Raw genomic sequence first — 22,672 nt, 5'->3', positions numbered from 1 at the left:
TTGTGGCGCTCAATAGCATCGAAGAACTGGTTGAAGACATCCGCCAAGGCAAGATGGTCATCCTCATGGATGACGAAGACCGCGAGAACGAAGGCGACCTGATCATGGCCGCCGAGTGCTGCCAGCCTGAACACATCAACTTCATGGCCAAGCACGCCCGTGGCCTGATCTGCATGCCGATGAGCCGCGAGCGCTGCGAACTGCTGAAGCTGCCGCTGATGGCGCCGCGCAACGGTTCCGGGTTCGGCACCAAATTCACCGTCTCGATTGAAGCCACCACTGGCGTGACCACCGGCATCTCCGCCGCCGACCGCGCCCGCACCGTGCAGGCCGCTGCCGCCAAGGACGCCAAGGCTGAAGACATCGTCAGCCCCGGCCACATCTTCCCGTTGATGGCCCAACCGGGCGGCACCCTCGCGCGTGCCGGCCACACCGAAGCTGCTTGCGACCTGGCGCGTATGGCCGGTTTCGAGCCGAGCGGCGTGATCTGCGAAGTGATGAACGACGACGGCACCATGTCCCGTCGCGCCGAACTGGAAACGTTTGCCGCCGAACACAACATCAAGATCGGCACCATCGCCGACCTGATTCACTACCGGATGATCCACGAACGTACCGTTCAGCGGATTGCCGAGCAGCCGCTGGACAGCGAACTGGGCCAATTCAACCTGGTGACCTATCGTGATTCCGTGGAAGGCGACGTGCACATGGCCCTGACCCTGGGCACCGTGTGCGCCGACGAGCCGACCCTGGTTCGCGTGCACAACATGGACCCATTGCGCGACCTGCTGATGGTCAAGCAGCCGGGCCGCTGGAGCCTGCGCGCCGCCATGGCCGCGGTCGCCGAGGCTGGCAGCGGCGTGGTGCTGTTGCTCGGTCACCCGCTCGATGGCGATGTATTGCTGGCACATATCCGCGAAACCGCCGAGCACGTCCCGGCGAAAAAACCGACCACCTACAGCATCGTCGGTGCCGGTTCGCAGATCCTGCGGGACCTGGGCGTTCGCAAAATGCGCCTGATGAGTGCGCCAATGAAATTTAATGCGATATCCGGTTTCGATCTGGAAGTTGTAGAATACGTGCCCTCCGAATAATGACCGGTTGTTTCCGGGCCTTGATTCGCGGTTAACACATCACTGAGGGACGCGTAGAAAACGCGTCCCGGCTCTTTAAGAGATCTAACGAATGACCCTGAAGACCATCGAAGGTACCTTCATCGCCCCTAAAGGCCGCTACGCTTTGGTAGTAGGCCGTTTCAACAGCTTCGTCGTTGAAAGCCTGGTCAGCGGTGCAGTTGATGCCCTGGTTCGCCATGGCGTGAGCGAAAGCGACATCACCATCATCCGTGCCCCTGGCGCCTTCGAAATCCCGCTGGTTGCGCAGAAAGTAGCCCAGAAGGGCGAATACGCGGCAATCATCGCCCTGGGCGCGGTCATTCGTGGCGGTACTCCGCACTTCGAATACGTGGCAGGCGAATGCACCAAGGGCCTGGCCCAGGTGTCCATGGAGTTCGGCGTTCCAGTCGCTTTCGGCGTGCTGACCGTTGATTCCATCGAGCAAGCCATCGAACGTTCCGGCACCAAGGCCGGTAACAAAGGTGCCGAAGCTGCCCTGTCCGCTCTGGAAATGGTCAGCCTGCTGGCACAGTTGGAGGCCAAGTGATTAGCGACGACAGCGATCAGTTCAACCCACGCGATCCAAAGCCTGCGGATGCCGGCAAGCCATCGAAAAGCGTCAAGCGTCGCGAAGCCCGTCAGCTCGCGACTCAAGCGCTGTACCAATGGCACATGGCCAAGCAGTCGCTGAACGAGATCGAAGCGCAGTTCCGGGTCGATAACGATTTCAGCGATGTCGATGCCGCCTACTTCCACGACATCCTGCACGGCGTTCCGGCCCACAAGCCTGAGATTGACGCTGCGCTGTCGCCTTGCCTGGACATCACCATCGAAGAGCTGGACCCGGTTGAACTGGCGGTTCTGCGCCTGTCCACATGGGAACTGCTCAAGCGCGTCGACGTGCCGTACCGCGTTGTGATCAACGAAGGTATCGAGTTGGCGAAAGTCTTCGGTTCCACCGACGGCCACAAGTTCGTCAACGGTGTACTCGACAAGCTGGCCCCGCGTCTGCGTGAAGCTGAAGTAAAGGCGTTCAAGCGCTGATAAGCGCTTGAATGGCTGCCAAATGGGCGAGTTTGAGCTGATCCGCAATTTCTTCGCCGCCGCGCCTTGTGCGCAGGGCGGCGAGGGCGTCGCACTGGGAATCGGCGATGACTGCGCCTTGCTGGCTGTTCCTCCCGGGGAGCAGTTGGCAATTTCCACCGACACGCTGGTTGCCGGCGTGCATTTCGCAGATCCTTGCGACCCGTTTCTGCTCGGTCAGCGCTCGCTGGCTGTCGCGGTCAGTGACCTGGCCGCCATGGGCGCCACCCCCGTTGCCTTTACCCTTGCCCTGACCTTGCCGACGGTGACCGCCGATTGGCTGGACGCCTACGCCCGTGGCTTGAATGTCATGGCCCAGGGCTGTGGCGTGGCGCTGATCGGCGGCGACACCACCCGTGGGCCGTTGAGCCTGACCCTGACCGTGTTTGGCCGCGTGCCGAGCGGCCAGGCCCTGACCCGCAGCGGCGCGCAGCCGGGGGACTTGCTGTGTGTCGGCGGCGAGTTGGGCAATGCCGCTGGCGCGTTGCCGCTGGTGCTTGGCCAACGGACTGCGGACGAGGCCATCGCCGATCCGCTGCTGCGCCATTACTGGTCGCCGCAACCGCAACTGGCCCTCGGTCAGGCGTTGCGCGGCCACGCCACGGCGGCGCTGGATATCTCCGACGGCCTGCTCGCCGACTGCGGGCACATCGCGCTCGCTTCGAAAGTCGGCATTCAGATTGACCGGAGCAAGCTGCCGGTGTCCCAAGCGTTGGTGAGCTTCCTCGGCCAGACAGGCGCCGAAAACGCCGCCCTGAGCGGTGGCGACGACTACGTGCTGGCCTTCACCGTGCCGCCCGTCGTTTTGCCCCGGTTGCTGGCGGACGGCTGGCCGGTCCATGTGGTGGGCTGGGTCGTGGCCGGGCAGGGCGTCAGGCTGCTGGACGCCGATGGGCGCGACATCACCCCGCAAACCCGGGGTTATCAACATTTTCCGGAGACCCCGTGACCGATCATCCCAAGCAGACGCCGGCGGAATTCGTACCGCCTTCGGTCTGGCGCAACCCTTGGCATTTCCTGGCGTTCGGCTTCGGCTCGGGCACCTTGCCAAAGGCTCCGGGCACCTGGGGTTCGTTAGTTGCGCTACCCTTTATCCCGTTGTGGCAGATGTTGCCCGACTGGGGCTACTGGCTGATGCTCGGCATCACCATGCTGTTCGGGTTCTGGCTGTGCGGCAAAGTGGCCGACGATCTGCGGGTACACGATCACGAAGGCATCGTCTGGGATGAGATGGTCGGGATGTGGATCACCCTGTGGCTGGTGCCGGATGGCTGGTACTGGTTGTTGGCGGGGTTCCTGATGTTCCGCTTCTTCGACATCCTCAAGCCGTGGCCAATTCGCTGGATCGACCGCCATGTGCACGGTGGTGTCGGGATCATGCTCGACGACGTATTGGCCGGGGTCTTTGCATGGCTGGGGATGCAGGGGCTGGTGTGGTTTTTCGCCTGAGTGGTGAAGCAGGGATTAGGCATGGCTCGACGCTGGTTGATGGTGGTTTTCGCGATGTTCTGCTCGCTCGCCCAGGCGGGGGACGCTACGCCGACGCCGTCCGTGATTCATCTGGCCAGCGAAGCCTGGGAAGACTACACCGCCGCTGACGGTCATGGCCTGGGCTGGGACGTGCTGCGCGCCATCTTCGAACCGGCCGGGATCAGGCTCGATATCCGCACCGAGCCCTACACCCGCGCCGTTGGCCTGGCCCAGCGCGGGGAAGTGGACGCCTGCGTCGGCGCCTATCGCGACGAAACCAGCGACGTGCTTTATCCGCACTGGAACTTCGACTCCGATCACATCTATGCCCTGGGCCTGGCGAGCAATCCGTCGCCGACCCTCGATAATCTCGGCAGTTACCGACTGGCCTGGGTGCGCGGCTACAAGTATCAGGCGTACCTGCCCAACGTGCAGCGCTACAACGAAGTGGTGCGGCGCGCCGGGATCCTGTCGATGCTGACCCACAACCGCGCCGACTATTACATCGATGCGCTGACCGAAATCGATTACCTGCTCGCCCGGGCCAGGGATCCGTCGCTGTTCCGCCGCACCCACATCGCCGAGTTGCCGCTGTACCTGTGTTTTGCCGACAACCCCAAGGCCCGCGCGTTGATGGCGTTGTTCGACCAGCGTATGGAACTGCTGGTGAAAAGCGGCCAGTTGAGACCGATCTTTGCCAAGTGGAAACAGCCTTATCCATTTGATGCGAATTGAACACGGGCCAATGGGCCGGCGGGACTTGGCCGCTTGATCAAACTTTTTGATCGTTATGCCTCATAATTCAGCCTAAGCGTCGGTCGGAACCTGCTGTTACAATGCCGCCTCTGCGAATCTCCAGTACTTATTGATCAGGAGCACACAGGTGCCTGTCGTTTTTGTCGCCGCTTCGAAGCTGCCAACACCTTTTGCGCAATTCACCATGCACGGCTTTCTCGATGAAGAGAACGGGCGCGAGCACGTGGTGCTGAGCCTGGGTGATTTCGCCGACGGTGCCCCGGTGCTCGGCCGGTTGCACTCCGAATGCCTGACCGGCGATGCCTTGTTCAGCCAGCGTTGCGACTGCGGCTCGCAACTTGAGGCCGCGTTGCAGGCCATCGCCCGTGAAGGTCGTGGCGTGTTGCTGTACTTGCGTCAGGAAGGCCGGGGCATTGGCCTGCTGAACAAGATCCGCGCCTACGAGTTGCAGGACGGCGGTGCCGACACCGTTGAAGCCAACGAGCGCTTGGGCTTTGCCGCCGACCAGCGTGACTACGCCATGTGCCTGCCGATGCTGCAGCATCTGGGCGTGAAATCCCTGCGCCTGATGACCAACAACCCACGCAAGGTCAAAGCCTTGACCGACATGGGTATTGTCGTCGCCGAGCGCGTGCCGCTGCACACCGGGCACAACCCGCACAACAAACTGTACCTGGCCACCAAGGCCAGCAAGCTCGACCACATGATGGGCAACGAGCATCAGGGCGAGGCTGATCGGGCGTGACTCGCGGTCAAGTGCGGCGGCGACTGTCCTTCAACTGGTGGCAATACCTGGCGCTGGCCTTGGTGCCGCTGTTCGTGATCAATGGCGTGTTCGGCCAGAGCGAGGCGATCCTGCCGGTGCTGGCGATGCCGCTGTTTATCGCCGGTGTGGCCTCGATGTTTGTCAGCCTGAAGTTTTTCGGCGGCTACAAACATGCGCTGATCGCCACCCAGAAAGCCCTCGATACCCCTGAAGAACCGGCGGCCTGGATTGCCCTGGCAGCCAAGCGTCGTATCGCCTTTCTGGCGGCGAGCCTGCCAGCGTGGATCGGTGCGTTGGCCGTGTTCGTCGGCCTCGAAGCGGTGCCGTTGGTGTTGCTGGCGCTGTCCACCGCGGTGCTGTTCTACCTCTACCGTATCCCGCGTCAACTCGGCTGATGCTGCGCGTCTGGCTGGCGGTTTTGCTGCTGGCCGTCAGCGGCTCGGCTTATTCCGTCGAACGCGTGGTCAGCCTCGCGCCTTCTCTCTCTGAAATCGTCGTTGAACTGGGCTCCGCCGACTTGTTGGTCGGAGTGCTGGATGCGGGTGAGCGTCCGGTCGAACTCAAGCACCTTCCCTCGGTTGGCAGCTATGGCCAACTGGACATGGAACGGCTGCTGAGCCTCAAGCCCGACCTGTTATTGCTCTGGCCCGGCAGCGTCGGCCCGGCCCAGCGGGACCAGCTCAAGCGCTTGAACATTCCCACCTACGTCGCCGAACCCCACAACCTCGACCAGCTCACGGCGCAGATTGAAGCGATTGCCACGCAACTCGGCCGACCGGAGCGGGGCGTCGCGCTGGCAGCAGGTCTGCGGCAGAAACTGGATAACCTGCGCCAGCGCTATCGCCGGGATAATCCGCTGACGGTGTTCTATCAAGTCTGGGATCGGCCGCTGTACACCGTGGGTGGCGGGCAAATCATCAGCGATGCGCTGGAGGTGTGCGGCGCGCGCAACGTGTTTGCCGACCTGTCCTTGCCAGCGCCGCAGGTCAGCGTGGAAGCGGTGTTGCAGCGCAATCCCGAGGTGATTCTGGCCAGTGATCAGGCGCAGCTCGATGCCTGGAAGGCGTGGCCGCAGGTGGCGGCGGTGGTGCAGGGGCGGTTGTTGTTGGTGACGGACAAGGGATTGGAGCGGCCGAGCGGGCAGATGATTGAGGCGACGGCCAAGTTGTGCCGGATTATCGCGCCGGGCCGTTAAGACCGAGTCGCGGCCTTCGCGGGCAAGCCTCGCTCCTACAGGTATCGGTGGCGCCCCTGTAGGAGCGAGGCTTGCCCGCGAAGAGGCCGGCCCAGGCGCCGTTAATCCGGGATCAGAACTCCGGCGTCCAGGTCACCCCAAACATCCACGCCCGACCTTCCTCGCGATACCCATACTGACTGCCTTCATAGCTGTACAACGCCCGGCTGTAACCCTTGTCCAGCAGGTTATCGACCTTCAATTCCAGCTTCACTTCCCGATTCAGCGCCCAACTGCTGCGCAACCCAAGCAACGCATAGCCACCCAACGGCTGCTGATTGTTCTCATCGTCATAACTACCGCTGACCGCCTGCCAACTGGCGCCGAGCCCCAACTGATCAAACTGGCGATCCAGATCCAGACTTAACGTGCGCCGCGCACGCCGGGCCAAGGTGTGACCGCTTTCGCGATCCCGTGGGTCGATGATCGCCACGCCGAGGTTGCTCTGCCAGCCGAACAGTTCCTGTTTCAGCGCGGCTTCGAAACCATTGATCCGCGCCGACGCCACGTTCTGCGGGCGGTTGTTGCTGCCGAAGATGATCGCGTCTTCCAGGTCAGTGCGGTATAGCGACGCTTCCAGACGACTGGTGTCGGTCAACTGGCTGCGCCATTGCAGCTCATAGCTTTTCGAGGTTTCAGGCTTGAGGTCCGGGTTGCTGTAATCCGGGTAATACAAGTCGTTGAAGGTCGGCGCGCGGAAGCCTTCGCTGTAGGTCAGCAGCACATCGTTGTCCGGGTTCAGCGGCAGGGTGAAGGTGCCGCTCCAACTGTTTTGCCCGCCGAATTGCTGGTTCTGGTCGCGACGCAGGCCCAGTTCCGTGGAGAAGCTGTCCGTCTGATAGCGATGCTGGATAAACGCCGCGCGATTCCAGCGACTGTCTTCATCAAACGGCGTGCTGCTGTTGATCCGGTCTTCGTACCAGTCGCCGCCGACGATCAAACTGTTGCGCTCGTTGAGCGTCAGGTCGTTCTGCCAGTTCACCGAATCGCGGTAGGTGTTGAACACCGTGCGTTCATCGCTGAGCTTGTCGAGGGTCTTCTCGCGGTTTTCGCTGTGGCCGAATTCCAGGCGGGTTTTCCATACGTCGTTGATGCGCGCGTCGATGTAACTGCTGACGCTGCTGACATCGAACTCACTGTAAGGCTGCTGCTGGACCGATTCGAAGGTGTTCATGTCGAAGCGGCCGAACGGGTTGTCGAACGCGCTTTTACCGTGGTTATCCAGCACATTCGCGCCGATTTCGATGTCATCTGTCAGCGCGTGGCTCAGGCTCAAACTCACCGATTTATTGCGGTATTCGTCGTGATCGCCATCGCTGGGATACGACTCATGGGTGCGATTGATCCCGGCGGTTTCATCCAGGCTGGCGCCCAGATTGAAACGGGTTTTCTCGTCACCGCCGGACAGCCCGAGGCTACGCTCCCACGTCTGATTACTGCCAAACCCCATATGCAGTCGCGGTTGCAGGCCTTGTTCGCCGCCACGACGGGTAAAGATCTGAATCACCCCGCCAATCGCATCGCTGCCATAAATCACCGAACGGGAGCCGCGCAACACTTCCACGCGCTCGACCTGTTCGATGTTGATGTGTTGCAGATTGCTGTCGCCGGAGGTGGTGCTACCAATACGCTGGCCGTCCACCAGCACCAGGCTCTGGGCCGATTTGGTGCCGCGAATGTAGATCCCCGGCAAGCTGCCGCGCCCGCCGGTTTGCCCGACTTGCACGCCCGGCACCCGACGCAATAGATCCGTGACGCTGCTCGGTTGCAGGCGATCGATGTCTTCGCGGGTGAACACCGTGTTGGCCGCGCTGCTGTCGTTGCGCGCCTCGACCTGGCGGTTGGCGCTGATCAGCACGTCGGGGAGCTTGAGGGCTTGATCGCGTTCGAAGGTGTCGGCCAGGAGGTGGCCGGCTGGCAACAAGGTCAGCGTCAGGGCGAGGCGGGAGAAATTCATGATGTATTCGTAAAAATCGAAAAAAACGCGGTCCTTGTAGGCGCGAGGCTTGCTCGCGAAAGCGTCTTAACAGGCAACAATGATGTTGAATGTTATGGCCTCTTCGCGGGCAAGCCTCGCTCCTACAGGGAAAGGGGGTTACTTGGTGAGCAGTTGCAGGCGCTGACGCACCGACGCTTCGATCCCGGCTTCATCCAGTCCGCATTCGGCCAGCATCTGCGCCGGTTTGGCGTGTTCGACGTAGCTGTCCGGCAAGCCCAGGTGCAGCATCGACTTGAGGATGTTCTCCCGGGCCAGGAATTCGCTGACCGCGCCACCGGCGCCGCCCATGATCGCGTTCTCTTCGATGGTCACCAGCAATTCATGGCTGTTGGCGACTTCACGAACCAGTGCTTCATCGAGGGGTTTGACGAAGCGCATATCGACCACGGTCGCGTCCAGCGTCTCGGCGACTTTCAGCGCTTCAGCCAGTTGCACACCAAACACCAGCAGGGCGACTTTGTTGCCCTGACGGCGAACCACACCCTTGCCGATTTCAATCGGTTGCAGGTCTTTTTCGATCGTCGCGTTCGGGCCATTGCCGCGCGGGTAACGCACTGCCGCCGGGCCGTTGTACAGGTGGCCGGTGGTGAGCATTTTGCGCAGTTCGTTTTCGTCGCTCGGGGTCATCACCAGCATGCCGGGGATGCAGCGCAGGAACGACAGGTCGAAACTGCCGGCGTGGGTCGGGCCGTCTTCGCCCACCAGACCGGCGCGGTCGATGGCGAACAACACGTCGAGGTTTTGCACCGCCACATCATGCACAAGCTGGTCATAGCCGCGTTGCAGGAAGGTCGAATAGATCGCCACCACCGGTTTCGCGCCTTCGCAGGCCATGCCGGCGGCGAACGTCACCGCGTGTTGCTCGGCAATCGCCACGTCAAAATAGCGCAGCGGGAAACGCTCGCTGAACGCCACCAGGTCCGAGCCTTCCTTCATCGCCGGGGTGATCCCGACCAGACGCGGGTCGGCCGCGGCCATGTCACACAGCCATTCGCCGAACACACCGGAATACTTCGGCCCGCCGGACTTCTTCGGCGCCGCGGCCGGAGCGTCCAGAGGATCGAGTTTGGTGATGGCGTGGTAACCGATCGGGTCGACTTCCGCCGGGGCGAAGCCTTTGCCTTTCTTGGTGACCACGTGCAGGAATTGCGGGCCTTTGAGATCGCGCATGTTGCGCAGGGTAGCGATCAGGGTCGGCAGGTCGTGGCCGTCGATCGGGCCGATGTAGTTCCAGCCCAGCTCTTCGAACAGCGTGCCCGGGACCAGCATGCCCTTAGCGTATTCTTCGGTACGCCGGGCGATTTCCCAGGCGCCGGGCAGGCGCGACAGGACCTTTTTGCTGCCTTCACGCATGCTGGCATACGTGCGGCTGGAAAGGATTTTCGCCAGGTAGTTCGACAAACCACCGACGTTGCGCGAGATCGACATGTCGTTGTCGTTCAGGATCACCAGCATGTTGGCGTTCACTTCAGGCGCGTGGTTCAGCGCCTCGAAGGCCATGCCGGCAGTCAACGCGCCATCGCCGATCACCGCAATCGCCTTGCGATCACTGTTCTGCAGGCGGGCGGCAATCGCCATGCCCAGCGCGGCACTGATCGAGGTGCTGGAGTGGCCGACGCCAAAGGTGTCGTACTCGCTCTCTGAGCGGCGCGGGAAGGCAGCGACGCCGTCCTTCTGGCGCAGGGTGCCCATGCGCTCGCGACGGCCGGTGAGGATTTTGTGCGGATAGGCCTGATGACCCACGTCCCACACCAGCCGGTCGTCCGGGGTGTCAAACACGTAATGCAACGCGATGGTCAGCTCGATGACGCCCAGGCCGGCACCGAAATGCCCACCGGTCTGACCGACCGTGTAGAGCAATTCCAGGCGCAATTCATCGGCCAGGGTTTCCAGCTCGGCTTCGCCTAACCGGCGCAGGCCGTCCGGCGTGTTAGCACGGTCGAGCAGGGGCGTGGTCGGGCGCTTGCGGGGAATCTCATGAAACGTCGTGGGCATCAGGCGAATCGTTATAGGTATAGAAGAGGCGGCAGTTTACCCGATGCATCGGCCCCTGCCCACGCGTTACTCTTTTTTGGCGGATACGCTGTCAGCTACGTCGTTCGACGATATAGCGGGCCAGATCGCGTAAAGGCTCGGCGGCCGCGTCAAACGGTCGCAGCGCATGCAGGGCCTGATCGCGCAATTCCAGGGCATAAGCCTTGGCCGCGTCGAGACCGAGCAGGGCCGGGTAGGTCGGCTTGTCGCGCGCGATATCGGCGCCCTGGCGTTTGCCGAGGGTTTCGGTGTCACTTTCGACGTCGAGAATGTCGTCCTGCACCTGAAACGCGAGGCCGATGGCCTGTGCATAGGTCTGCAAGGACTTCAGTTCGTCTTTCTCGGCGCGACCACTGGCCAGGGCGCCGAGTTTGACGCTGACCTCGATCAGCGCGCCGGTCTTGTGCCGGTGCATGTATTCAAGGGCTTTCTGATCCAGCTTCAAGCCCACCGAGCCAAGGTCGATGGCCTGACCGCCGACCATACCCGCCGGGCCTGCGGCCAACGCCAGGGCGCTGACCATTTGCAAAAGAATCTCTGCGTCCGAGGTGCTCAGGCGCGGGTCGAGCAGGGCGCTGAACGCCAGGCTTTGCAAGCCGTCACCGGCGAGGATCGCGCAGGCTTCATCGAATTTCTTGTGGGTGGTCGGTTGGCCGCGACGCAAATCGTCGTCGTCCATCGCCGGCAAATCGTCGTGTACCAGGGAATAGGCGTGGATCAGCTCCACCGCACACGCTGCGCCGTTGGCCTGCTCAGCCTTGCCGCCCAGCGCTTCGCACGCGGCGTAGGCCAGCAGCGGACGCACGCGCTTGCCGCCATTCATCACGCTGTAGCGCATGGCGTCATAGAGGCGGGCGAGCTCGGGGCTTGGCGGGTTGAACAGGGTTTCCAGCGCTGCGTTAACGCGGGCCTGGCTGGTCGCCGAATACGCTGCAATCATTCTGGCTGATCCGCTTCAAAGGGTTCCTCGGCCAGCTCGCCATCACGCTCGAGCAGCACTTGAACCTTTTGCTCAGCCTGGGCCAGTGCTGCCTGGCAATCGCGGGTCAGACCGATGCCTTGCTCGAAAGCCGTCAGCGAGTCTTCCAGCGACAACTCGCCGTTCTCCAGTCGCTCTACCAGCGTTTGCAGGTCAGCGAGGGATTGTTCGAAATCCAGTGCAGCTTTTTTGCGGGCCATGGCGGCTATTTCCGGTTGACGTTAAACCGGCGCGACACTAGCAGACATGGGGGGTATGGGCAAATGAGCGGGGGTTTTGACGCAACCTTTGTAGCCGCTGGCGAAGCCTGCGTTCGTTTTGTAGGAGCAAGGCTTGCCCGCGATAGCATCCTCAAGACCGCCATCGCGGGCAAGCCTTGCTCCTACAATCCGAGCGCAGGCTGCTACGGATCGTTGTGGCATCAATCAACGCCAGGATGGTTAATTGCGTAGCGCGTACTGCGCCCGCCACCAGGAAGGCGTTGGAGACAGCCCTTTTCCAGCAATTCAGCCAGATGACGCGTCGCCGTCGCCTTGGACACCTTCGCCACCGCCTGATATTGCGCCGCGCTGATCCCTTGCTCGAAACCGCGCTCCCCGCCATCCAGCAAGCGGTTCAGCACCTTGGCCTGCTCCGCCGTCAACGTTGATTCTCGATGCACCTGCCAGAACCGCGCCTTGCCCAGCACGGATTCAATCCGCGCCATCGCCTGTTGCAAGCTGCGCAGCAGGGTTTTCAGGAACCATTCCAGCCACTCGGTGATGTCCGATGTTGCCTTCTGACTGGCTTCCAGCACTCGGTAGTACCCGGCGCGATCCTCAAGGATGCTCGCCGACATCGCATAAAAACGAATGGCCAGCGCTTCGCCCTGGGCCAATGCCAGATCGGTAATGGTACGCGTCAGGCGCCCGTTGCCGTCATCGAAGGGATGCAGGGTGACGAACCAGAAGTGCGCAATCCCGGCCCGCAGCAATGGATCGAGCTGTTCCTGGCTCCGACTGTCTTCAAACCAGGTGAGGAAAGTGTTCAATTGCTGCTCAAGGCCCAGGCGAGGTGGTGCCTCGAAGTGAACGGTCGGCCTGTCGAGTCGTCCTGAAACCACCTGCATCGGCTCATCACCGCGTAATGCACCGACCCGGACCGAATGGGCAGAGAAGTCCGCTTCCTGATCCGGAAACAGCCACGCATGCCATTCCAGCAATCGCTCCAACGTCAGGGGCTGCGCAAACTGCTGGGTGGCATCGAGCATCAACTGCGCCAGCCCTTCGCTGCGTTGGCTGACGTGATCGTCGTCGAGCTGTTCCAGCCCCAAGCGCCGCGCCAGGGATGAGCGAACCGAGCCGACATTCAGCGTTTCGCCTTCAATAGCCGAGGACGTCACGATGTTCTGCAGCAGTGCGTCCAGTTCGCTCTGGGCGCTCAACGAACTGCCCACGGAACTGGCCATCCCCATCAACCGACCTTGCGCCTGCACGCACTCGCGCAATAGCGGCGCCAAGCGGTCGGCCTGCCAATTGAAGTTCGGCCAGTCGGGCTGTTGCCAGATCCAGTGCGACGCCATGAATTCGGGTACTCCAAGGTCAATGAGCCGAATAATAGTCTTATTCGGCTCATCCCGTGAGCCGAATAACCCCGCTATTCGGCTCACACCCAACAATCACCGTGATTTTCACCACAAATAAAGATGTATCTGATTGTTAAAAAATCGCTACATCGCTAACCTTCGTGCCTTCTACGACCCGATAGTCATGGGTCATTTTGACGAAACGCAGTTTTTGCAGCTGTAACGCGCCGAGGACCGGGCGCAGGGTTTCGTTGTGCATGGCAGGAGGCGTCACATGCGTTGCTTTCTTTCACTGCTGATCATGCTGGTCTGGGCCTGCGCGGCCCGGGCGGAGCCGACGGCCGAGTTGTCGGAGCCGGTAGGCGGCTGGCGTTACAACGGCTTGCTGGACCGCAGTGAAAACCCGCAAGTCGCCTATCCCACGCCGCCCATCGACCGCGGCATCCAGCGCAATCGCACGATGATCGAAGGCCAGCTCAAGGCCATCGGCACCCAGCGCGGGCCGCACACGCTGGCGGTCAACGGCAATCCACTGAACCTGTACACCGACGACGAAGGGCGTTTCGCCCGGCCGTATGCCTTTGGCGCCGGCTCCAACAGCGTCGAAGTGCGCAGCGCCGAAGGCAAATCCCTCAAGCGCGTTCAATTCTATGAAGCCAACAACCTGCGCACCCCGGCGCGGATTCGCGTGGTGCTGGGTTGGGACGACCCGAAAGCCGAACTCGACTTGCACATCATTACCCCGGACGGCCAGCACGCGTTTTTCGCCCATACGGCGTTGACCAACGGCGGCGGCCTGGACCCGGACGGCGTCGATGGTCCCGGCCCGGAAATGTTCACCATGACCGCGCCGATGCACGGCACCTATCTGGTTTACGTGAACTATTGGGGCAACTTCGGCAGCGAAGGCTATAACTTCGATGAGACCAGCAACCAGAACGAGGTCATCACCTCGCAGATCAACCTGGTGCTCAACGAAAACACCGTCGACGAAAAACGCGAGACCTTCATCGTGCCCCTGCGGGCCATCGGTGACCTGTTGCTGGTCAAGACTTTCAACTATTAAGCATCCCGCTCCACGGATGAACTGCTGAGCTTTGGGAACATGAGCGTGAACATGAGCGATAACACGATTTCACCAGCGGCTTCTCCGGCCGCCGAAACCCCTGCCGCCAAACCTCCACGGCGCTGGCCTGCCGTGCTGATCGGGCTGTGCCTGGTGGCTGGTGTGGCGGGCGGGTTGGGCTGGTTCATGCACAAACCCAAAGAGCCGCTGGCGGTGTTGGCCAGTGACAAACTGGGCATGGGCCGCCCGGACGGTCTGCTGGAAACCCATTCCTTGAGCCAATTGCCCAAGGACTTGCTGGCCGTGCCGTTCCTCAAGGAAACCCTGACCGAAGATTTCGTCTTCTATTACGAAGCCCACGCCGATCGCCTCGGCTTGATCGGCAGCCTGCGGCGGATCATTTACGAACATGACCTGAAATTGCAGGACAGCCTGATCGAGCAACTCTTCGATCAACCGGCAGACGTGGCGCTGTGGCGTGGGGCGGACGGTCGACTCAAAGATTTCCTGTTGGTGATGGATCGCGGTGGCCTGGCCAAGCTGCTGGAGCCGTTGGCCAAAGTCGCGCTGGATGACACGCAACTGACTCAGGTCGGCACCGTGAAAGTCGGCACCGACGACGTGGCGCTCTATCAACTGACCTACAACGCCACCAAAGCGCTGCTGTTCGCCTCCCATGGCGACAAACTGGTGGTGCTGTCGAACCCGGCCAAGCTGTACGAAGGCGGCCATGGTCCGGTCGATGAACCGGGCATGGTTTCGACTCAGTCGCTGGAAGCCCTGCTCGGCGGCCAAAAACTGTTCCCCGAAGCCTTCGGCCTGCAACCCCGCGCGCCGGAAGTGAAGCAACGCCTGTCGGTCAACGCCAGCGTATTGGCCATGGGTTATCAGCGCTTCATCCCGAACTTCGCCGGCCTGCGTTTCGACATGGACGACAAGGGCTGGCACAGCTTCCTCGCCATGGACGAACTGGATAACCAGCCGGACTTCGATTTCAAACCGATCTGGCAAGCCATGCCGATGGGCGCCAGTGCTTGCGTAGCCTTGCCGCTGGCGGCGGAGCAACAGAAACCGCTGCTGGTCAAACTCGGCGCCGAAGAAAAAGTCGCCCAGGCCCTGACCGAACACATGGCCGGCGCGGCGGGCCTGTGCTGGTACGCCGATTCGCGGCTGTACACGCCGCTGCTGGTGGCCAGCCTGAATGACAGCGACAGCGCCAAACTCGACGGCGACCTGGGCAACCTGTTTGGCTCGATGGTCGGCGCCTATGAAGGCAACGTCGAAGAACACGCCTTCCCGGTGGTCGAGAAAACGGAAGGCGAAAGCCATCAGTGGCAGCGTCAGGTCAGCTCCAACTTCGGTCCTTATAAAGCCAAGGACGCCGAGAACCCGGACGCGATCACCGGCAAGGCCTTCATGAAGGTCAGTCTGGCGCGCCACGGTTCGACCCTGCTGTTTTCCCTCGACGACAAGCTGGTGGATAAAGCCCTCGGCACCCTCGACAAACGCTTCCCGCCGATGGCCGACGTGGTGCCGAAAGACCTGCTGATGCCGGTCTACTTCGGCCCGGATTCCATGGCGCAACTGATGCAACAGGAAACCCTCGACAGCCTGCCCCAGGACATGGAACCGGTGTTCTACAACGCCGCGCAAACCTACCTGATCCCGAAACTGCGCAAGCTCGGCGGTTACGGCAAATATGCGCTGACTCTGCCAAAAGGCAGCGAGCCCGACGGCCACTGGCAATGGTTGCCGCTGGAGTGGAAAGCCCTGTGACAGCCCTTATCCGAGGCCTCGGCCTGCTGGCGATGTTGCTGGGCAGTCGGGTGTTCGCCACCGAAGCCGCGCCGTTGGATGCGCAGCAATCCCAGGTGTTCCGCGCCTGGTTCGTGCGCATCGCCCAGGAACAACTGACCCAAGGCCCGAGCCCGCGCTGGTTCCAGCAGGATTGCGCGGGCCTGGTGCGTTTCGCCGCCAACGAAGCGCTGAAAGTCCATGACGACAAATGGCTGCGCAGCAATGGCCTGTCCAACCGCTACCTGCCGCCGGAACTGCAACTGAGCGAGGCCCAGCGCGGCCTCGCCCAGCAATGGCAGCAGGGCGGCGGCAAGGTCGGGCCGTACGTCAACGCGATCAAATTGATTCAGTTCAACAGCCATCTGGTCAGCCGCGACGTGTCCCAGGCCCGGCCCGGCGACCTGATGTTTTTCGATCAGGGCGACGACCAGCACCTGATGATCTGGATGGGTCGCTACATCGCCTATCACACCGGCACCACCACCCCCACTGACAACGGCATGCGATCCGCGAGCCTGCAGCAACTCATGACATGGAAGGACACCCGATGGATACCCGACGCAGCCAACCCCAACTTCATCGGCGTCTATCGACTGAACTTTCTCTCCCAATGATCGGTGCCCGCATGCTGCGTATCTGCTCAAAAATTCCTTTGCTGTTGGCCTTGTTGGTTCCTATTGCCACGGTCAACGCCGAAGACACCGTCGAGCCGAGCGGCTATACGCCGGTGGCCGGTGAAAGCTTTTTCCTGCTGGCCGACAGCAGTTTCGCTGCCGACGAGCAGGCGATGGTGCGCCTCGAAGCGCCGGGTCGCGACTATCGCCGGTTCCGCATGGAGCCTTACGGCGGCGCCGACATTCGCGTGTACCGCATCGACAAGCCGCTGGATTTCCTCAAGCGCCAGAAGAACCTGCACCGCGTGGTCAGCGACGGTCAGTTCAAGGGCGAAGGCCTGTCGAACACCCTCGCGTACCTGTGGGACAACTGGTATCGCAAATCCCGGCGCGTGATGCAGCGGGCGTTTTCCTACGAGTCGCGCAAACAAGTCACCGAGGAAGTGCCGGAGCTGAAGATGGGCACCGCGATTGCCGCGCCAACGCCTTACGACGCTCAGCCGCAATTCGCGCTGATTCCGGGCCTGCCCGTTGTCAGCCAATTCCGTTATCCGCTGTGGGAAGCCAAACCGATCCAGCCGCCTGCGGGCGTGAACCTGGCCGGTTCGTCCAGTGAATTCGTCAGCGTGGCACCGGGCAATGTGTACATCCCGTTGGGTCACCTGAAACCGGGCCTGTACCTGGTGGAAGCGCTGATCGGCAAGTACCGCGCAACCACCATGGTCTTCGTCTCCAACACCGTGGCGGTGAGCAAGATTGCCGGTGATGAATTGCTGGTGTGGGCCGCGCGCAAACACGAAGGCAGTTCGGTGCCGAAAGTGAATGTGCTGTGGACCGATGGCCTGGGTGTGATGAGCAGCGGTGCGACCGACGCCGACGGCTTGCTGCGCCTGAAACACGTCAGCCCCGAGCGTTCGTTCGTGATCGGCGAAGACGAAGAGGGCGGGGTGTTTGTCTCCGAGAACTTCTATTACGACAGCGAAATTTACGACACCAAACTCTATGCCTTCACCGACCGGCCGCTGTATCGGCCGGGGGATTGGGTGTCGCTGAAAATCGTCGGTCGCGAGTTCAAGAACGCCCGGGATTCCGTGGCGCCGAGCGCTGCCGACGTTAACGTGACCGTGCTCGATGCTACCGGCACCGCGCTGCAATCCCTGGCGCTGAAGCTGGATTCCAAGTCCGGCACCCAGGGCCGTTTCCAGTTGCCGGACAACGCGGTGGCGGGCGGTTATGAGCTGCGTTTCAGCTACAAGGATCAGGCCTACAGCAGCGCCTTCCGCGTCGCCGAGTACATCAAGCCGCACTTCGAAATTTCGTTGAACCTGGCCAAGCAGGACTACCGCACCGGCGAACCGGTGAAAGGCAGCCTGGTGCTGTTGTACCCGGACGGCAAACCGGTGGCCGACGCCAAATTGACCCTGAGCCTGCGCGCCCAGCAACTGTCGATGGTCGATAACGAGCTGCAATACCTCGGGCAATTCCCGATTGAGCTGACCAGCACCGAACTGACCACCGACGCCAAGGGCAACGCGACCCTCGACCTGCCAGCGGCCGACAAACCGAGCCGCTACATGCTCACCGTGTTCGCCAGCGATGGCGCGGCGTATCGGGTCAAGACCACCAAGGAAATCCTCATCGACCGTGGCGCTGCGAGCTTCAGCCTGCGTGCACCGCAACGCTTCAGCGCGGTGGGTGACAAGGTTGCCTTCAGTTACATGAACGAAGGCGGCAGCGAACAAACCAAAGCCGTCACCCCGAGCAGCTACAGCTGGGTACGCCTGGAAGACCAGACCTCCGGCGACGGCAAGCTCACCGCGAAAGACAAAGGCTTCAGCGTGGCGTTCGCGCGGCCGGGCACCTACAACCTGACGTTGAAGGATGACCATGGCCGCGTGGTCGGCGCCACCGGGCATTCGGTCACCGGCGAGGGCGTCAAAGCCGTGCCGGGCACCGTGGAAATCGTCCTCGACAAACCCGAGTACAAGGCTGGCGACGAAGCCATGGCGTTGATCACCTTCCCGGAGCCGGTCAGCGATGCGCTGCTGTCCCTGGAGCGGGACAAGGTCGAGGCCACGGCGCTGCTGTCCAAGGGCGCTGACTGGCTGAAGATGGAAAAACTCAGCGACACCCAATACCGCGCACGGATTGCGGTGAAGGATAACTTCGCACCGAACCTGACCTTCTCCGTGCTCTACACCAAGGGCGGTCAGTACAGCTTCCAGAACGCCGGCATCAAGGTGATTACGCCGCAAATCGACGTGGCCATTGCCACCGATAAAGCGTCGTATCAGCCGGGGGATACCGTGTCGGTAGACCTGACGACGCAGTTCGCCGGCAAGCCGATTCCGGCGCACCTGACGGTCAGCGTCGTGGATGAAATGATCTACGCGCTGCAACCGGAAGTCGCGCCGACCATCGACCAGTTCTTCTACCACCCGCGCCGCAACAACGTGCGCACCAGCGCCAGCCTGTCGTTCATCAGCTACGACGTGGCGTTGCCGGGCAGCCCCGGCGCGCCGGGCAAAGCCAACCGCAGCGAACGTGGCGTGAAAGTGCTGGAGCGGCCCCGTCGTGAAGACGTCGACACCGCCGCGTGGCAGCCGGAATTGATCACCGACGCCAACGGTAAGACCCGCTTCACCTTCAAGATGCCGGACTCCCTGACCCGTTGGCGCATCACCGCCCGGGCCATCGCCGATGACGGCCAGGTCGGGCAGAAGAAGCAATTCGTGCGCTCGGAAAAACCGCTGTACCTGAAGTGGAGCGGCCCGACCAAGTTCCGCAATGGCGACAAGCCGGCCCTCGGCGTGTTCGCCTTCAGCCAGGCTGAGAAACCGGTCAAGGCTGAACTGGTGATCCATTACGGCGGCGCCGAGCAGCGCATGCCGGTGACTCTGAACAGCGGCATCAACTACATCGCGCTGCCGGCGTTTGCCCTGGCGAGCGGCGACTGGACCGCCGAGCTGGTGCAGGACGGCAAGACCGCCGACGCCCTGGCCGTGCGCCTGACCGCGACCGGCGAAGGCTGGCAAGTCACGCAAAGCCAAGTGGTGGACGCGCTCAGCGGCGATACCGCGCTGACCTTGCCGGCCGACGCGACGGACATTCGCCTGCGTCTGGATGACAGCCCGCAAGCGCTGTTCCGTTCGGCCCTCGATGATCTGCTGAGCTATCCGTACGGCGGCGTCGAGCAGACCGCCAGTCGTTTGTTGCCACTGAGCATTGCCTATCCTTCGCTGTCGTCGAACCCGCAGGTGCGTGATCGCTTGCGCCTGATCATGCAAAACAGCCGTCTGCGCCTGGTGCAAATGGCCGGGCCTTCGGCGAGCTTCACTTGGTGGGGCCAGGACGGCGAGCCGGACGCGTTCCTCACCGCTTACGCCTATTACGCCGACTGGTACGCCAGCAAAGCTCTGGAACTGAGCCTGCCGCCGGAGCATTGGCAGCGGGTGTTGGAGGTGTATTCGAAGCAGGCGAAGAACACGCCGCTGCTGCAACGGGCGCTGATCCTGTCGTTCGCCAAGCAGATGCAATTGCCGGTGAACACCTTGCTCAGCGGCTTGATGGATGACTTGGCGAAGGCCGGCGACGGCAATGCCGCGAACCTGATGGACGATGGCGAAGACAGCCTGGTCATGAGCGATCCGGATTCGGCGCTCGGGTTGGCGGCGGCGCGTGCGCTGACGGCTTCCCTGGCCAAGCAATCCAAGGTCACGCTGCCCGATGCGTTCAATCGGCAAGTGCCGGATGCGCAACAGCGTCTGGCCGTGAGTTCGCAGCCGTTTGCCGAAGCCTTGAACCTGTCGCTGCAAGCTTTCGATCAGGCTCACGCGCAACAGTTGTTGCAACGTCTGCTGCCACAGCAATCGACCCTCGAACGCGCCTTGGCGCTGAGCTGGTTGCAACACAGCATCGAACAGGCGTCGCCGACCATCGCCCTGGCGCCGGGTGAAGGCTGGAAGAAAAACTACGGCAGTACCGGCGAGATGTACTGGACCTGGCAGGGCGCTACGCCGGTACCGGCGGCGTTGTCGTTGACCGGAACCCAGGAACGTCCGCTGCGTGCCGCGCTGAGCTATCAGACCCAGCAACCGGCCATCGACCCGATGGCCGTGACCATCACCCGTCGCCTGTCGCGTCTGGTGCCGGGTGACGAAGCCTTCGAATTCAAACTCGAAGCGGTCGGCACCAAGCCGTTGTCCAGCGACAGCCTGTACCTGGACGAAGTGATCATCACCAGCAAAGCTGCCAAGCCGCTGCGCTACGGCATGATCGAAGTGCCGCTGCCACCGGGCGCCGATGTCGAGCGCACCACGTGGGGCATCAAGTTGCTGGGCAAGGCTGGCACCGAACCGACCGCGCTGGAGAAGGCGCGCTTCGAACCGGGCCAACTGGCCTACGCGATTCCGGTGGACGCCTTGAGCGGCGAATTGCGTGTGCGGCATCTGGTGCGCTTCTCGCAGAAAGGCCAGTTCAATCTGCCGCCGGTGCGTTTCACCCAGGTGTATGCGCCACAGCATCAGGCCCAGGAACAGAAACCGGCGCTCGGCCAGGTCACGGTCAACTGACATGACCCGGCCTCTGGTCTGGTGGCTGCTGTGTTTGCTCCCTGCGCTGGCGACCGCGCAGGACGAACCGTTGCGACTGGGCTTCAAGGGTGAATTGCTGTCGCTGAGCCGGACCCAGGTGATGGCCCGCGAGCCGTTGCCTTCCGATCTGCAGACGCCGTTAGGGAGTTTGTGGAAGCTGTTTGTCTACGGCTGGCTGGTGGACACCGGTGCGCGGGAACCTGCGTATGAGTGTCGCGGGCAATCCAAGGAAGAAGTGTATTGCTGCACCGCGGGCGGCAAGATTGGCCGCGATCAAGCGTTGGTGAAGTCGTGCGGCTTGTACTTCGAGCCGGCGCGATTGGGGATTAATGGCGCTGATTGGCGCAGCTATTGGCAGGCACGCCAAGCGCCGCAATGGTTGCTGAACCTGCCGTCATTGCAGCCGGCTACGCGGGTTTCCGTGGCGGAGTTGCTGAAAGTGCTGGCGGTGATGCCCGCTCAGGATCAGGCCCGACGCGTGTTGCTGGACGTGGTGTTGAACGCCGCTGACGGCAACGCCGTGGGCGAACTCGGTGGCCGGTTGCGGGTGAAAACCTGGAGCTGGTTGGGGGATCAGGACTCTTCGTCGCGTCAGGGCGGATTCGCCGGATGGACGCTGGATGGCACGCCGATCTGGGCCGGTGGACGCGGGACCAGTCAAATGGTGCTGCGCCATTACGGTCAGGCGCTGGCGTCAGTGTTGCCGACGGGTTGGCCGGCGGATGCGGGACGTTGTGTCGAAGTCGGGCTGTTTTCACGGTATCCGATCGGCCGCGTCCTGGCGGGGGATCGGGTTATTCCGTCGGGCCCTTTGCAGGGCGACTACCGCGTCGAATTTGCCAACGGCAATCAACTGGACATCCACAGCGACGGCGAATTGTTTTTACTCAACGACAAGCTGGTCGCGCGCCTGGACCGCGAAGAGTACGTCGCCCGCGTGCTGCAACGGGAAGCCAAATCCGAACCTGCCGAAGCCGCGAAAGCACTGGCCATCGCAATCAGAACCTACCTGCTGCAAAACGCCACGCGCAACGGCGACTGCCTGAGCATCGATGACAGCAGCAGCCGCCAACGGGTCGCCCCACGCCCGGCGACGGCCGAATCCCGCGACATTGCCGCGTGGACCAACGACCTGGTCCTGGCCGGCAGCACCGTCACCTATCACTCCGACCAACCCGGCCCGGACAAACTGTCCTGGCAACAAGCCGTTGAACAAGCCAACGCCGGCCAACGCTACGACGCGATCCTGCTGCACGCCTACCCGCGCGCCAGCCTCAGCCGCTGGGACAACCCCGTCGCCTCCTGCGAAGCGTTACCCGCCGCGCAAGACTGGCTACAAAAACAACGTCGCGGCTGGCGCCCACAACTCGAAAACGAAGTCGGCTACAACGAAGTCAACACCTTCGCCGTCTGCCGCCTGGCCTTCGGCCGCCCCTACGTCGACCGCGAACGCCAGCGCATTTATGTGCGCGGCGTGCTGTCGCTGCAGGACCGCCTCGACCTGACCCACGAATACCTGCACCTGGCCTTCGAAGCACACCCCAACGGCCAGGATGAAACCTACATCGAAGGGCTCGCCCGCCACCTCTTGCTGGAATAGGCC

At 62.2% G+C, this 22,672-nt stretch carries 19 protein-coding genes; 14 read left to right on the top strand and 5 right to left on the bottom strand.

The window, feature by feature from the left end:
* Positions 1 to 2 precede the first annotated feature (2 nt).
* The 9 genes from ribBA (at position 3) to FQ192_RS24990 (ending at position 6,385) form a co-directional block, all read left to right on the top strand.
* Positions 3 to 1,094 (top strand): bifunctional 3,4-dihydroxy-2-butanone-4-phosphate synthase/GTP cyclohydrolase II, encoded by a 1,092-nt coding sequence (gene ribBA / locus FQ192_RS25030; protein ID WP_133837507.1) that lies wholly within the window; start codon positions 3 to 5, stop codon positions 1,092 to 1,094.
* Positions 1,095 to 1,185: 91 nt separating this feature from the next.
* Complete coding sequence (gene ribE / locus FQ192_RS25025) at positions 1,186 to 1,662, top strand: 6,7-dimethyl-8-ribityllumazine synthase (RefSeq protein WP_003185938.1); 477 nt, start codon at positions 1,186 to 1,188, stop codon at positions 1,660 to 1,662.
* Positions 1,659 to 2,159 (top strand): transcription antitermination factor NusB, encoded by a 501-nt coding sequence (gene nusB, locus FQ192_RS25020; protein ID WP_123509921.1) that lies wholly within the window; start codon positions 1,659 to 1,661, stop codon positions 2,157 to 2,159. Before ribE ends, nusB begins: the two co-directional genes overlap by 4 nt.
* Before the next feature lie 22 nt (positions 2,160 to 2,181).
* Positions 2,182 to 3,147, top strand: a complete 966-nt coding sequence (gene thiL, locus FQ192_RS25015) for a thiamine-phosphate kinase (protein WP_149660942.1) — start codon at positions 2,182 to 2,184, stop codon at positions 3,145 to 3,147.
* The gene (locus FQ192_RS25010) at positions 3,144 to 3,647 is read left to right on the top strand and encodes a phosphatidylglycerophosphatase A (protein ID WP_149660941.1); all 504 of its coding nucleotides are present in this window, start codon (positions 3,144 to 3,146) and stop codon (positions 3,645 to 3,647) included. The genes thiL and FQ192_RS25010 overlap by 4 nt, the downstream gene beginning before the upstream one ends.
* Positions 3,648 to 3,668: 21 nt before the next feature.
* Positions 3,669 to 4,403, top strand: coding sequence for an ABC transporter substrate-binding protein (locus FQ192_RS25005; RefSeq protein ID WP_149660940.1), 735 nt, complete (start codon positions 3,669 to 3,671; stop codon positions 4,401 to 4,403).
* A 148-nt stretch (positions 4,404 to 4,551) separates the two neighbouring features.
* Positions 4,552 to 5,169, top strand: a complete 618-nt coding sequence (gene ribA, locus FQ192_RS25000; protein WP_054052350.1) for a GTP cyclohydrolase II — start codon at positions 4,552 to 4,554, stop codon at positions 5,167 to 5,169.
* A complete protein-coding gene (locus tag FQ192_RS24995) occupies positions 5,166 to 5,585 on the top strand; it encodes an MFS transporter (protein ID WP_149660939.1) in 420 nt (139 codons plus the stop codon). Before ribA ends, FQ192_RS24995 begins: the two co-directional genes overlap by 4 nt.
* On the top strand, positions 5,585 to 6,385 hold the full coding sequence (locus FQ192_RS24990; RefSeq protein WP_149660938.1) for a cobalamin-binding protein: 801 nt from the start codon (positions 5,585 to 5,587) through the stop codon (positions 6,383 to 6,385). The genes FQ192_RS24995 and FQ192_RS24990 overlap by 1 nt, the downstream gene beginning before the upstream one ends.
* A gap of 112 nt (positions 6,386 to 6,497) precedes the next feature.
* Here the strand turns inward: FQ192_RS24990 and FQ192_RS24985 are convergent, their stop codons facing one another.
* The 5 genes from FQ192_RS24985 to FQ192_RS24965 form a co-directional block, all read right to left on the bottom strand.
* Complete coding sequence (locus FQ192_RS24985) at positions 6,498 to 8,381, bottom strand: TonB-dependent receptor domain-containing protein (protein WP_149660937.1); 1,884 nt, start codon at positions 8,379 to 8,381, stop codon at positions 6,498 to 6,500.
* Between the two features lie 138 nt (positions 8,382 to 8,519).
* A complete protein-coding gene (gene dxs, locus FQ192_RS24980) occupies positions 8,520 to 10,418 on the bottom strand; it encodes a 1-deoxy-D-xylulose-5-phosphate synthase (RefSeq protein WP_149660936.1) in 1,899 nt (632 codons plus the stop codon).
* A 91-nt stretch (positions 10,419 to 10,509) separates the two neighbouring features.
* The gene (locus FQ192_RS24975) at positions 10,510 to 11,397 is read right to left on the bottom strand and encodes a polyprenyl synthetase family protein (RefSeq protein ID WP_149660935.1); all 888 of its coding nucleotides are present in this window, start codon (positions 11,395 to 11,397) and stop codon (positions 10,510 to 10,512) included.
* Positions 11,394 to 11,636 carry an exodeoxyribonuclease VII small subunit gene (locus FQ192_RS24970; RefSeq protein ID WP_056743654.1) on the bottom strand — a complete coding sequence of 81 codons (243 nt, stop codon included), beginning with the start codon at positions 11,634 to 11,636 and terminating at the stop codon, positions 11,394 to 11,396. Before FQ192_RS24970 ends, FQ192_RS24975 begins: the two co-directional genes overlap by 4 nt.
* 221 nt (positions 11,637 to 11,857) lie before the next feature.
* Entirely contained in the window at positions 11,858 to 12,997 is a 1,140-nt protein-coding gene (locus FQ192_RS24965; RefSeq protein WP_149660934.1) for a Fic family protein, read from the bottom strand.
* A gap of 277 nt (positions 12,998 to 13,274) precedes the next feature.
* Between FQ192_RS24965 and FQ192_RS24960 the strand changes: the two genes are divergently transcribed.
* Genes FQ192_RS24960 through FQ192_RS24940 form a run of 5 tightly spaced genes read left to right on the top strand, consistent with a single transcriptional unit; the run spans position 13,275 to position 22,669 of the window.
* Positions 13,275 to 14,066 carry a YfaP family protein gene (locus FQ192_RS24960; protein WP_149660933.1) on the top strand — a complete coding sequence of 264 codons (792 nt, stop codon included), beginning with the start codon at positions 13,275 to 13,277 and terminating at the stop codon, positions 14,064 to 14,066.
* Positions 14,067 to 14,117: 51 nt separating this feature from the next.
* Entirely contained in the window at positions 14,118 to 15,842 is a 1,725-nt protein-coding gene (locus FQ192_RS24955) for a DUF2138 domain-containing protein (protein ID WP_149660932.1), read from the top strand.
* Complete coding sequence (locus FQ192_RS24950; protein ID WP_372242362.1) at positions 15,812 to 16,477, top strand: DUF1175 domain-containing protein; 666 nt, start codon at positions 15,812 to 15,814, stop codon at positions 16,475 to 16,477. Before FQ192_RS24955 ends, FQ192_RS24950 begins: the two co-directional genes overlap by 31 nt.
* Complete coding sequence (locus tag FQ192_RS24945) at positions 16,474 to 21,048, top strand: alpha-2-macroglobulin (protein ID WP_149660930.1); 4,575 nt, start codon at positions 16,474 to 16,476, stop codon at positions 21,046 to 21,048. Before FQ192_RS24950 ends, FQ192_RS24945 begins: the two co-directional genes overlap by 4 nt.
* A 1-nt stretch (position 21,049) precedes the next feature.
* On the top strand, positions 21,050 to 22,669 hold the full coding sequence (locus tag FQ192_RS24940; RefSeq protein ID WP_149660929.1) for a DUF2300 domain-containing protein: 1,620 nt from the start codon (positions 21,050 to 21,052) through the stop codon (positions 22,667 to 22,669).
* Positions 22,670 to 22,672 lie beyond the last annotated feature (3 nt).

Source organism: Pseudomonas sp. ANT_J12 (assembly GCF_008370045.1).
Lineage (GTDB): Bacteria > Pseudomonadota > Gammaproteobacteria > Pseudomonadales > Pseudomonadaceae > Aquipseudomonas.
The sequence above is the reverse complement of the archived record's forward strand: the minus strand, read 5'-3'. Positions and strand labels throughout refer to the sequence as shown.